Origin of the sequence: uncultured Sphingomonas sp., assembly GCF_936927845.1 — a bacterium.
Lineage (GTDB): Bacteria > Pseudomonadota > Alphaproteobacteria > Sphingomonadales > Sphingomonadaceae > Sphingomonas.
In genome coordinates this window covers 14,988-27,608 of sequence record NZ_CAKZHV010000021.1, presented here as the reverse complement: position 1 = coordinate 27,608, position 12,621 = coordinate 14,988, and the positions used below count along the sequence as shown (strand labels likewise).

The 12,621-nt window shown below is 63.7% G+C and carries 12 protein-coding genes; 8 read left to right on the top strand and 4 right to left on the bottom strand.

Annotated elements, in window-relative coordinates; all coding sequences use genetic code 11:
• From Q0579_RS03030 to Q0579_RS03020, 3 genes are all read left to right on the top strand, one after another.
• Positions 1-606: hypothetical protein (locus Q0579_RS03030; protein WP_298808949.1), on the top strand; the 606-nt coding region annotated here is incomplete at its 5' end.
• Entirely contained in the window at positions 603-1,652 is a 1,050-nt protein-coding gene (locus Q0579_RS03025; protein WP_076718536.1) for a site-specific integrase, read from the top strand. The genes Q0579_RS03030 and Q0579_RS03025, both read left to right, overlap by 4 nt.
• Before the next feature lie 65 nt (positions 1,653-1,717).
• Complete coding sequence (locus tag Q0579_RS03020; RefSeq protein ID WP_076718534.1) at positions 1,718-3,733, top strand: hypothetical protein; 2,016 nt, start codon at positions 1,718-1,720, stop codon at positions 3,731-3,733.
• 49 nt (positions 3,734-3,782) lie between these two features.
• Here the strand turns inward: Q0579_RS03020 and Q0579_RS03015 are convergent, their stop codons facing one another.
• The 4 genes from Q0579_RS03015 to Q0579_RS03000 all read right to left on the bottom strand — a co-directional run bounded on the left by Q0579_RS03015 (position 3,783) and on the right by Q0579_RS03000 (position 5,749).
• Entirely contained in the window at positions 3,783-4,283 is a 501-nt protein-coding gene (locus tag Q0579_RS03015; protein WP_184106157.1) for a hypothetical protein, read from the bottom strand.
• A complete protein-coding gene (locus tag Q0579_RS03010) occupies positions 4,276-5,094 on the bottom strand; it encodes a hypothetical protein (protein ID WP_064312603.1) in 819 nt (272 codons plus the stop codon). Before Q0579_RS03010 ends, Q0579_RS03015 begins: the two co-directional genes overlap by 8 nt.
• Positions 5,095-5,097: 3 nt before the next feature.
• Positions 5,098-5,277, bottom strand: coding sequence for a hypothetical protein (locus tag Q0579_RS03005; protein ID WP_043061464.1), 180 nt, complete (start codon positions 5,275-5,277; stop codon positions 5,098-5,100).
• Between the two features lie 79 nt (positions 5,278-5,356).
• Entirely contained in the window at positions 5,357-5,749 is a 393-nt protein-coding gene (locus Q0579_RS03000) for a helix-turn-helix domain-containing protein (protein ID WP_043061463.1), read from the bottom strand.
• A gap of 71 nt (positions 5,750-5,820) precedes the next feature.
• Between Q0579_RS03000 and Q0579_RS02995 the strand changes: the two genes are divergently transcribed.
• The 5 genes from Q0579_RS02995 to Q0579_RS02975 are packed head-to-tail and all read left to right on the top strand — an operon-like array spanning position 5,821 to position 12,605.
• Positions 5,821-6,489, top strand: coding sequence for a cation transporter (locus Q0579_RS02995; protein WP_076718600.1), 669 nt, complete (start codon positions 5,821-5,823; stop codon positions 6,487-6,489).
• Between the two features lie 32 nt (positions 6,490-6,521).
• Positions 6,522-6,857: a hypothetical protein gene (locus Q0579_RS02990; RefSeq protein ID WP_061780451.1), complete on the top strand. Its 336-nt coding sequence runs from the start codon at positions 6,522-6,524 to the stop codon at positions 6,855-6,857.
• Positions 6,858-6,914: 57 nt separating this feature from the next.
• Complete coding sequence (locus tag Q0579_RS02985; protein WP_076718528.1) at positions 6,915-8,192, top strand: TolC family protein; 1,278 nt, start codon at positions 6,915-6,917, stop codon at positions 8,190-8,192.
• Positions 8,192-9,355 (top strand): efflux RND transporter periplasmic adaptor subunit, encoded by a 1,164-nt coding sequence (locus Q0579_RS02980; RefSeq protein ID WP_298808937.1) that lies wholly within the window; start codon positions 8,192-8,194, stop codon positions 9,353-9,355. Before Q0579_RS02985 ends, Q0579_RS02980 begins: the two co-directional genes overlap by 1 nt.
• 4 nt (positions 9,356-9,359) lie before the next feature.
• Complete coding sequence (locus Q0579_RS02975; protein WP_076718524.1) at positions 9,360-12,605, top strand: CusA/CzcA family heavy metal efflux RND transporter; 3,246 nt, start codon at positions 9,360-9,362, stop codon at positions 12,603-12,605.
• The last annotated feature ends 16 nt before the right edge of the window (positions 12,606-12,621 follow it).

Sequence of the window (12,621 nt, the reverse complement as noted above, 5' to 3'; positions counted from 1 at the left end):
TGCTGCCGTGGAACTACCGGCCCGTTTGAGGTGACGCCGTCACCGGACGCTTACTGCTTTGAGGCCACGCCGTACGATTATGCGGTGGATCTCCCAAAGCTAGCCCAGTTTGCCGCCAAGGTGCCCGGCGAGACCGAGCTAAGCTGCGTCGTCTGCCAGACGACGACTGACGTTAGCAGAGACGAGTGTGTGTATCCGGAATGTGTCGGTAACGTCATCGCCATGGAGCGGTGCCTGACCTGCTACCAGCTGCAGGACGAGCATCTGAAGATCGACGGCCCACCAAACGATGGCCAGGGGGATGCTGTCTATGGCTACGACTTCATCTTTGGCCGGCCCCGCGAACGATCGGGGCGAACTTTTCTGAAGCACTATCAACGCGAAGACAGCGATGACGGTGCCATCGCCTTTGGGAAGCGAGCGCTGACGACACCTCACCTCGCAAGCTGGACCAGCGTCTCGATCTACGAGCACCAGTCCGGTATCTTTCCCTTTGGTGACAAGGCTCGAGTGCGCCCGCTTGGTCATTGGCTACGTCAGGAGGGCACGCTGTCATGGCACAAGGACGTGACTCTCTATGATCCTGTGCATGACGGTCCAGCATGATCGGCGATGATGATGCCGCGGAGCGCCGCGCGCTTCTCGCGATCGGGCCGATCGATCTGTCGCCAGCGTCAATCGATCTCGCACCGGATCTTAACCAGAGCGACCGCGCCCGGGTCGACCATTTCCTGGCGCGCGCATCGGCGGATGCGACCTTGCGTGCCTATCGGTCCGACTGGCGACTGTTCACGACCTGGTGCGACACACGCGGCTACGCCTCACTCCCGGCTTCACCCATTGTCACGGCTGCGTTCCTAAGCGAGCTTGCCAGAGACGGTAGCGCCCATTCGAATGGGCGACCGTTATCCAAGTCGTCCATCGGTCGGCGGCTGGCCGCGATCGTCTTTGCTCACCGCGCCGCTGAGCTCGAACCGCCAACCGTACAAGCCGGCGCGGCCGCGCTCGATCGCGTGATGCGGGGTATCCGTAACGCCAAACGCAGCGATCGCCCGGCGAAGAAGCGGCCGGCCGACAGCGACGTGCTGCGTGACATGGTGCGCCATATCACCGGCTCCACCCTCATCGACTACCGCGATCGCGCGCTGCTCAGCATCGGCATGATGGGGGCGTTCCGCCGCTCTGAGCTGGTCGCGATCGATGTCGCGGATGTGGCCGACGATCCACGCGGGCTGCTGGTGACAATTCCGTTTTCGAAAGGCGATCAGGAGGGCAGGGGGCAGACCGTCGCTGTTCTCGACGGCCGTCGCATGGAGCCGGTGCGTCACTATCGCGCCTGGCTGGAGGCCGCAGGTATCACCGACGGGCCTGTCTTCCGCCGCCTCACTCCGCACGGCCGCCTCACCGACAAGCCACTCAGCCCGCAAACCGTGGCGCTGGTGGTCAAGGCGCGCGCAGCCGCGGCCGGCTATGATCCGGCACTGTTCTCAGGCCATTCGCTACGCGCTGGCTTCCTGACCGAGGCGGGCCGCCATGGTGCCAATTTGTTCAAGATGAAGGAGCATAGTCGGCATAAGTCGCTCGAAATGCTCAGCGAGTATGTTCGCGATCAAGAAGCGTTTCGTAATCACGCTGGCGAAGGCTTTGCGTGAAGAGCAGGCGCGGATGGGTTGGCGTTGGCGAGGATGTCGCATAGGCAGGAGGACGAGGGGGCGCTGTGAAGACCGATACATCTGATGACTTCCAGTTCAGCTTGGCAGGCCGCGTCCGCAACCTGGGCTTTGCGCCGTCGCCGCTGAATGCGCTGTTCCCGTTGTTCGAGGCAATCGCCAACGCGTTCCATGCCATCGAGGCGCGCTGGGATCGTGAGGCGACGGCGAAGGGCGTCATCACGGTGACGATCCTACGCAGCAGCTCGGACGACGAAAACCCACCGGTCGCTGGCTTCCTGATTGAAGACAACGGGATCGGGTTGAACACCGACAATTGGCGCGCGTTCCGCACCGCAGATACCGCCAGCAAGATCAGCCGCGGCGGTAAGGGGGTCGGTCGCCTTTCCTGGCTCAAGGTGTTTCAGAACACGCACGTCAACAGCAGCTTCAGCGAAGGCGGCTCAACGCTGCACCGGTCGTTCGACTTCGCTGTCGCCCAGAACGACGCCAGTCCGCTGATTGGCCATGAGTTGCGGCTTGCGGGTGAGACCCCGACCATCGGCACGAAAGTGCGGCTGGAGCCTTACGTGCAATCCTACAGTGCGCATTGTCCTCGCAAGGTCGACACGATAGCCGCGCACATCATTGGTCATTTCCTGCGCAACTTCGCCAGCTATGAAGTGCCATCCTTCACGCTTGTTGATCGTGCCGAGCGGATCAGCCTGCTCGATTTTTACAGCAGCAACGTCGAGTCCGACACGCCCGAGACATTGAAAGTCGTCCTCGAGCCCGGGGAAGAACCGATCGACGTTGATATGTACCACATCCTGCTCAACAAGGGATTGCGCCTGCACGACGGCGGCAAGCACTGGAACCTGTATGTGGGCGATGGCCGTGTTGTTCGCGACGAGAAAATCGATAATCAGCTTGGGCTTGGTTACATCGGTGAAAATAGCGACTCCGTCTATATCGGCTTGGTGTCAGGCGACTACCTGAACGGCCACGTTAATCAGGAGCGCACCAACTTCACGTTCCGCGAAGATGACTATCGCAGCCTGCATCAGGCGGCGGTCGACGCTGCCAAGCGACACCTAGCGCCCTATATCGAACAGGTTCGCACCAAACAGGCCGGTATTACCTTGCGCGTCGTACGTGAGAACCCGCAGTTTCTGGCCGTCGCCAGCAATATCCCGGCTTTCGTCGAGGAGCATCTATCGCTCAACGCCAAGTCGGAGGAGGATATTTATATCGAGTTGGCGCGCCAGCGTCGACGCAAGCAACGCGAGACGAAGCGCGAGATAAAGGCACTATCCGCCGGCAATGCCAGTGAGGTCGTCGACCGGGTGCAGAAGGTTGCCAGTGCGATCAACTCGGACAAGAAAGCGTCGCTCGCCGAATATGTCGTTAAGCGGAAGGAGATCCTCGATCTCCTCGACAGTTCGCTGGCGTACGTCGATCCGGAGAAGCGAGACTACTTGCGTGAGGAGATCGTCCATGACCTCATCATACCGATCCGCTCGGATGGCGAAGCGCTCGACTATGAAGACCATAACCTATGGATTCTGGATGATCGACTAGCCTTCTATTCCTATTTGAAGTCCGACAAGCCCTTCACAACGTTTCTCACCGACAGCGACAGTACCCGCGAACCGGACGTCGCCGTTGTTTTCGATCGATCGCTGGCGTTCGACCGTGAAGGTACTGACGAACCGATTATCATTGTCGAATTCAAGCGACCCGGCCGACCCAACTACAGTCATAGCGACAACCCGGTCACGCAGGTGCTTGAATATGTAAACATCATGCGGAACGGCGGAGCGTTCAAGGATCGCACCGGCAGGTTCCGCAAACCTATTCCTCCCAGCACCAGATTTATCTGCTTCGTCGTCGCTGATTTTACGCCAAAGCTGGTCGAGGTTGTATCAATGTCGATTGCTCAGAATAAAAGTGCGGATGGCGAGGGGTACTTTGGCTTTTCGCCCATCCACAATGCCGTCGTTGAGGTTCTGCCTTACAACAAGCTGCTTCATGATGCCCGGCTGAGAAACGAGGCCTTCTTTGCCAAGCTCGGGCTGAACTAGTTACTCGGAATCACGAATTTGCGCGGATGACATAGCTGCGATTCCTATGTCAGCTAGGGAGGGCATCAAGTGGCACTACCGTCTCTGGTGGCGTATAAAGCTGGTCCCTAGTCGCGCGAACCACGTCGTTTACATATTCCGGCCATGGGCCGGCACCTGGTGGCATCGCAGCTTCTTCCTGTCGGTCCCGCAGGCGATTGCGGATCGTGCGGGCGGTGGTGCGGGTCGCCTCGTTGTCATCGTGCCAGGCGCCCCAGCGAACCCGCCAGTTAACGTATCGTGGCGCGAAAACCAGGAAGATCAAGGCCCCCACGCCGACGCCGTGTTCGCCAAGCAGCAGGATGGGAAGCGTGGCAATGGCGAATGCCTGAATCAGCGCCCAACAGGAACGATGACGGCGAAAGCCGTTCTGAACCAGCGTCGTCGGCCACCACGGACCTGCGACTGCCCATGCCGCGAGCGCGACCAACAGGCCGGTCAACACCATGCTGACGACGAAACCGATCCACAGCAGCGCCTTGGGAGCAATGAAGGTCAAGAAATCACCCATGCTGGCGCTGCGTGTCGAGGTCGCGCAGCTCGCGCAACAGATCGGTGGCCGGCGTCGAGACCACGATATCGTGGATGACCTTCTGGTCGAGGCTGATCACGTCTCCGACCGGACGTTCCGCGTAGCGAACCAGCGCAGGCTCGCTGGACGGCGTCCAACGTCGCGACGTGCCGGGCTTGAGTTCGAAAAGAAAGCGAGCAGGGGAGGCCAGGCTGATGCTCTGCGTTTGGCCATCGCTGCTCTGGCGGATGTCGGCGACCACGCCGCGATAGCCGACCCCAAGTCCGTCATGCTGGAGATCGGTCAGCACATAGGCGATCGGGCGATGACCGTGCTGCGTAGGCTTGATGATATGCGTGTAGGCCCAGCCGTGCCCGCCAAAGTCCCACCCTTCCGTAGCGACATCGAGTGCATCGTCGGCCATCAGCATGACGACTGCCAGCGTCGAGAAAATCGGTGCGCAGATGCCCCACACCAGATCACTAGCGCTCAACGCGGCTGCCTTTGGCCCACCCTGCGCGACGATCAGCAACGTGCCGATCGGATTGACCGCGGGCGTCCGGTAATCTGCGGGCAAGAAGCGGCTGACGTCGATCAGAAGCGTTTGCACCAGCCCGATAGCAAGCCCGGTCAGCAGGTGCGCGATCAGGGAAACGGCGACCCCGATCGCTAGCACGCTCAATGCGTTAACCGGCAGATCCGGGCGCGCAACGGCGTACCGGCGGGCGCGGGTATTCCAGAGCAGGATTGCGAAGAAGCCAGGAAGGAGGATTGCAACGCCTGTGACAACGGCCAGCGTCAGTGAGAACAAGGCTCAGGCCTCGACCAATTTCCGCTTACCGGTCGCCTGGTCAATGACCATCTTAGGGCGCTTGCCCGCAGCCTTCATAGCCTTGAGCTCCCGCTCGAGGCGTAACATGTCATCGTAACCGCCAAGCTGCCACGCGATCGAGGCGGTCTCTTGCTGTTCGCGAGGGGTCAGAACAGTGGCCATGTGGACAACATAGGGACGCGATCGCGCCGCGTCTATGGGTCACGGTCCTATACCAGCATCTGACGGCCTGAAGGCTTAGTCAGCCAGCGTTCGAAAGTGCGTCGATGATCCGACAATCGGCGATCGTTGTCGCGTCGCAGGTCGCTCCCCATTGCACGATCTCGGTTCTCAGCGCGGCGAGATCGGCGAGCTTGCGATCGATCTCATGGATGTGAACCGCGGCGATCGCATCGACCTCCGCGCAGGAGCCGCGCGGATCGTCTGCTAACCGCAGAAGGTCACGCACCTGGTCGAGGGTGAAGCCCAGATCGCGCGAGCGCTTGATGAACGACAGGCGATCCAGGTGGGAGCCGTTGTAAACGCGGTAGTTCCCTCCGCTGCGGATCGGCGCCCCGATCAATCCTTCCGCTTCGTAGAAGCGTACCGTCTCGACCTTCAACCCGGTCAATCTTGCTATTTCACCGATCTTCATCACAGACCCTTGACCCTCTAGTGGGATGAGGGTTCATATAGGGGGTCCGACCCAACGAATCGAGCACGATGATGGCGGACGCCTGTTGTTCAGCAAAGCGCGACACGATCGCGGAACTTGGCCGTAAGGCCGAGCAGCGACGCGCGCTGATCGTCGTCATGGTCATCAACCTATCGATGTTCGCCATCGAGTTCGGTGGTGGGCTGCTGGCCCGCTCGTCGGCGCTGATGGCGGACTCTGTCGACATGTTCGGCGATGCCGTGGTCTATGGGCTGAGCCTCTATGCACTCAATCGTGGCGCACGTTGGGAGGCGGGAGCGGCGATCGCCAAGGGCGGCCTCATCCTGGTATTCGGCATCGCCGTCCTCGTCGAAATCGCCGGTAAGATCGCCAACGGCGTGCCGCCGTCTTCGACGCTGATGCTCGGCTTCGGCGGGGCGGCGCTGGCAGCGAACCTCACGTGTCTGGCGCTGTTGTGGCGTTTCCGCGCTGCGAACGTGAACATGGCGAGCACCTTCGAGTGTTCGCGCAACGATGTCGCATCAAACATCGGAGTGCTCATCGCAGCGAGCCTCGTCCACCTCACAGGTGCCGCATGGCCCGACATCGTGGTCGGAGGCGTCATTGCGATTATCTTCCTCCGCTCCGCGTGGCGGGTGTTCGCGGATGCTATCCCCGCATGGCGTTCTGCTGACAGGTCCAGTGCCTACAATCGCCCTCATCGCGGAGAGAACGCATGACATCGGGCCGTCATGGTGATAGGTGCGTTCCCATGCTGGCCCGCGCCTGGTCCTTGCTGCTCCTCCTGCTGGCGTCGTCGCTCGTGATGACGGCGACCGTCCACGCGCGCGAAGTGCCGGGGCAGGCGACGACGATCGAATGCACAGGCGTCGTCCATGTAGATGGTGATGCCGATCAATCGCAGGGTGATGCCGACAAGGCGATCCCGCATCATCATGGAACCTGTCACGGACAGGCTCTGAGCATTCCGCAGGCCGACGCCATCCCGGTCACCTTCAATATCGAGGGCGCTCGCCCCAAGCCCGGTTTCGACGCCGTGCGGGCGCTGAGTTCCGTCGATCCGGCGTTGCGGCCGCCGAACGCCTGACGGATGCTGCCGGCCGGGACGACCCGGCCTGACGACATTCGTTAGGATTCTTCGACAATGCAGAAATTGTGCGCAGCCTTGCTGGCTGCGGCGTCGTGCGCCTCGGTGGCCCACGCGCAAGCCGGGCCGCCTGTGCCTATCGAGCAGGCTGGACCGATCTATTCGCTCGACCAGGCGGTCGTCGCTGCCGGCGGTTCGGCGCCTTCGACCTCGGCCGCTACCGCTGCCATCGAAGCCGCACGTGCGGGCCGGACCGTTGCGGGATTGCGACCCAACCCGGTCTTCCAAGGACAGATCGAGAATATAACGGGCTCCGGACCCTATCGGGGCGTGCGCGCCGCAGAGACTACAGTCGGGTTCGCCATTCCGATCGAATTGGGTGGCAAGCGCAGCGCCCGGGTCGGAGTCGCCAACGCCCAACTCTCACGCGCCGAGATCCAGGCGGCCATCATAGCCGCAGACGTGCGGTTGCAAGTGACGCAGCTCTACGTAGAAGCGGTCGCAGCCGAGCGACGGGTGACAACGGCGCGGGATCAGGCGCGGATAGCGGGCGATGCACTCCGAGCGGCGAGTGTTCGCGTCCAGGCCGGACGGGCGTCGCCGCTTGAACAACAACGCGCCGACGTCGCACGGATCAACGCCGAGGCCAACGTCGAGCGTCAGCTTCGGCTCTCAGAGGCGGCCCGGGCGAACCTGGCGCGACGGATTGGTCGGCCGATCGATGGCCGCCTCGACGACGCGTTGCTCGATCGACTGCCCGGCGCTGCGGCCTATGGGCCCGCGGCACCGGTACGAACGGTGGGAACGCTGGCGCTGGCCGCAGCCGATGCGGACTTCAGCATCGCGGATGCCGGCGTAAGGCTCGCACGCGCCAACCGTGTACCTGACATCAACGTCGGCCCGGCGCTGCGCAGGCTGGAAGCAACGAACGACACCGCGGCCGTCTTTACGGTCTCGATACCGATCCCGGTGTTCAACAACGGCCGCGCGGCGATCGCGCAGGCGACTGCACAGCGTACCCAGGCGGACGCTCTTCGCCGGGTGACGGCGCTCGACATCGAGCAAGCCATCACTGACGCGCAGGCTCAGGCGGCGAACGCGGCGACGACCGCGCGTGCGGCGTCCGGACCGGCTTTGGCAGCCGCGCAGGAAGCGGCTCGGATCGCGCGTATCGGATACCGCGAAGGCAAGTTCGGGCAACTCGAACTGCTCGACGCCGAACGCACCCTCGCCGAGACGCGCGTCGCCGCGATCGACGCGCTCGCCAACTACCAGAATGCACGCGCGCAAGTGGAGCGGCTGACCGCCCCTGCGCCCGTTGGGGGAAATCAGTGATGAAAAGCTATTATCTCGTGGGCGCAGCGACGGCCGCCATCCTGCTGTCGGCATGCGGCGGTGGAAGCGACGCCGGAAACGAAGCCGCTGCGAACGAGGCAGCGAGCAGTGCCCCGGCGAATGCCGGGGCGGAAGCACCGGCTCAGAAGGATGCGCTTACGCTAACCTCCGAGCAGATCGCAGCGGCCGGAGTGCAAATCGGCCGTCCGATCGTCGGAGGTGCGGGAACGATCGAGCTTCCCGCGATCATCGAAGGCGATCCGCAGGGCACGCAGGTCGTGTCGGCTGCCATCGCCGGTCGGGTGGTCGCGCTCACGCGCAATCTCGGGCAGACCGTCGGCCGCGGTCAGACGATCGCCGTGATCGAAAGCCGGGAGGCCGCACAGATCAAGGGCGAGGTGCAGGCCGCGCGTGCACGGCTGCAGCTCGCGAACTCCAATCTCGCGCGCGAACAGCGCTTGTTCTCGCAGAAGGTCTCGCCCGAGCAGGACCTGATCGCGGCGCGCACCGCAGCGACGGAGGCGCGCATCGCGCTCACCCAGGCGCAGAGTACCGTTTCGGCAGCCGGCGTCGGCGGGGCGGGACTGAACCGGCTGGGAATCGCCGCCCCGATCTCGGGCCAGGTGATCGCACGGCCCGTGACCCTCGGTCAGACCGTGACGGCCGATGCCGAGCTCTATCGCATCGCCAATCTCGGCCAGGTGTCGCTGGCCTTGAATCTCAAGCCGGAGGATGCCGGCCGCGTCCGTCCCGGCAACGTCGTGACGGTCAAGGCCGCGGGCCGGCAGGCGACGGCGCGGATCACCTTCGTGTCGCCAGCGCTCGATCCCCAGACCCGCCTCGTGCCGTCGATCGCGACGCTCGACAATCGTGGTGGCACCTGGCGCGTTGGCGAACCCGTGACCGCTTCGGTCGAACTGACGGGTAGCGGCGGCAGCGGTGCGATCCGTGTGCCGACCACGGCGGTGCAGACCGACGAGGGCAAATCGGTCGTCTTCGTACGAACTCCAAAAGGCTTCCAGGCGACCCAGGTGCAGCTCGGCGACGCATCCGGTGACACGGTGATCGTCCGCTCCGGCCTGACTGGCCGTGAGCAGATCGCCACCACCGGCAGCTTCACGCTCAAGGCCGAACTCGGCAAGAGCGAAGCGGTAGAGGATTGAGATCATGATCGCCCGCATCGTCACATGGGCGGTCGAGAAGCGTTGGCTCGTCCTGCTGCTCGCCGTCATCGCCGCAACCATCGGCGCCTTCTCCCTCTACCGGCTGCCGATCGACGCGGTGCCGGACATCACCAACAATCAGGTACAGATCAACGTTCGCGCGCCAGCGCTGTCGCCCGAGCTGGTCGAGAAGCAGGTGTCGTTCCCGATCGAGACGGCGCTCGCCGGCACCCCGGGCCTTGAATACACCCGCTCGTTGAGCCGCAACGGCTTCGCGCAGATTACGGCCGTCTTCTCCGACGCGACCGACATCTACTTCGCCCGCCAGCAGGTCGGCGAACGGCTGCAGGGTGTGGCCGAGAACCTGCCCGACGGCGTGAACCCCGAAATGGGACCGATCGCGACCGGTCTGGGCGAGGTGTACATGTACACCGTCCGCCTGCAGCACCGCGCCGACGACAAGCACAAGCCCGGCGAGCCGGGCCAGCAGCCCGACGGCAGCTACATCACCCCCGAGGGCGATCGGCTGACGAGCGAGGAGGACAAGGCGACCTATCTGCGTACCGCGCAGGACTGGATCGTCACCCCGCTACTGAAGAACACGCCCGGCCTGGCCGGTGTCGACTCGATCGGAGGCTATGCCAAGCAGTTCCTGGTTGTCCCCGATGTCCAAAAGCTCGCTTCACTCGGCATCACGCTGACCGAACTGGGTAACGCTCTCGAGCGGAACAATACCAGTGTCGGAGGCGGCTTCGTCAACCGCAACGGTGAGGGACTGGCGGTAAGGTCGGACGCTCTGGTCCGCAACACCGGCGAGTTGGCCCGGACTGTCGTGGCGACCCGCAACGGCGTGCCCGTGACGCTCGATCAGGTCGCGACCGTTCGCACCGGACAGGCGATCCGGATGGGTTCCGCGTCCGAGAACGGCACCGAGGTCGTGGTGGGTACCGCGATCATGCGGATCGGTGAGAACAGCCGCTCGGTCGCGACCGCGGTCGCGGACAAGCTGAAGACGATCAACGCCTCGCTTCCGCCGGACGTGGTTGTGCAGCCGGTACTCAACCGCACCGAGCTGGTTAACTCCACCATCCGGACGGTGGCGCGCAACCTCGGCGAAGGCGCGGTCCTCGTCATCGTGGTCCTTTTTCTCCTGCTCGGAAACTTCCGCGCGGCGCTCATTGCAGCGCTCGTCATTCCGATCACGATGACGCTAACCGGATTCGGGATGCTCAAGGCAGGCGTCTCTGCCAACCTCATGAGCCTCGGCGCGCTTGACTTCGGCCTGATCGTCGATGGCGCGGTCATCATCGTCGAGAATGCGTTGCGCAGGCTCGCGGAGCGCCAACATCACGAAGGCCGACTGCTCACGGTCAAGGAGCGGCTCGCGAGCGTGGCGGCTGCCGCGCGCGAGATGATCCGGCCTTCGGTATACGGACAGGCGATCATCATACTCGTCTACGTACCGCTGCTCACGCTCACCGGCGTCGAGGGCAAGACGTTCGTGCCGATGGCGCTCACCGTCATCATCGCGCTCGCCTTCGCGTTCGTGCTGTCGCTCACCTTCGTGCCTGCGATGATTGCCATCTGGCTGTCGAAGAAGGTCGACGAGGAGGACGGCCGCATCGTCACTTGGCTCAAGAAGCGCTATGAGCCGGGGCTCGATCGGGCCATGAGGCGTCCCACGATCACGATCGGGGCGGCCGTCGGCAGCCTCGTCCTGGCGGTCTTAGCGTTCGGAACGCTGGGGCAGGTGTTCCTGCCGCAGCTCGACGAGGGTGACCTGCTCATCCAGTCGCTGCGCATCCCGGCGACGTCGGTCCAGCAGAGCCAGGCGATGCAGGTGCCGATCGAACGCATGATGTCGAAGCAGCCCGAGGTGCAGTTCGTCTATTCGAAGACGGGCACCGCCGAGCTCGCATCGGACCCGATGCCGCCCAACGCCACGGACATGTTCGTCATCCTGAAACCGCGCGACGCATGGCCCGACCCCAAGTTGGCGAAGGAGGATCTGGTCAAGCGCATCGAGGGGAATCTCGCGAAGTTCCCGGGCAACGCCTACGAGATCACCCAGCCGATTCAGATGCGCTTCAACGAGCTGATCGCAGGCGTTCGCGGCGACATCGCCGTCAAGGTCTTCGGCGACGATTTCTCCGCCATGAACCGGACGGCGGAGCAGGTCGCGTCGATCCTGCGCAAGACGCAGGGCGCGGCCGACGTGAAGGTCGAGCAGACGACGGGTCTCCCGATGCTCGACATCCGCGTCAACCGCGATGCGATGGCACGCCTCGGCGTCACCGCTCAGGATGTGCAGGACACCGTCACCGCCACCCTCGGCGGCCGCACCTCCGGGCAGATCTTCGAAGGAGACCGCCGCTTCCCGGTTGTCATCCGCCTCTCGGAGGCGCAGCGTTCGGATTTGGGGCTGCTGCAACAGGTCCAGGTTCCGGTCGCCGGCGGGTCCTTCGTTCCGCTTTCCAGCGTCGCCGACATCGGAGTCGTGGACGGGCCGAACCAGATCAGCCGCGAAAACGGCAAGCGCCGGGTGGTCGTGCAGGCCAACGTGCGTGGTCGCGACGTCGGAAGCGTTGTGGCCGACGCACAGGCTGCCATCGGCAGCCAGGTGCGCCTGCCACCGGGCAGCTATCTCGAATGGGGTGGACAGTTCGAGAACCTCCAGTCGGCCAGCGCAAGGCTGAAGCTGGTCATCCCGGCCTGCTTCGTCCTGATCCTGTTCCTCCTCTATGGCGCTCTGGGATCGGTGCGTGATGCCGCGATCGTGTTCACCGGCGTGCCCTTCGCGCTGGTGGGCGGCGTGCTGCTTCTCTTCGTGCGCGGCATGGACTTCTCGATCTCCGCCGCGGTGGGCTTCATCGCGCTGTCCGGCATCGCGGTCCTCAACGGCCTCGTCATGGTCAGCTCCATCCAGGACCTGATCCGTTCGGGCATGGATCGCGCCGAGGCGGCGCATGTTGGTGCGATGCAGCGCCTGCGTCCGGTCGCCATGACGGCGCTGGTGGCATCGCTCGGCTTCGTACCGATGGCGCTCGGACATGGTGCCGGAGCCGAGGTGCAGAAGCCGTTGGCGACGGTCGTCATCGGCGGGCTGATCTCGGCGACGCTGCTGACGCTCTTCGTGCTTCCCACCCTTTACGCGCGGTTCGGGCAGAAGGCGATCGAGCTGCCGGAGCACTACAACGAAGAGCACGAAGGCGATGATCACGGTCAGACCTTCGGGAAGACCATGGCCTGACGAACGAGGGGGGCGG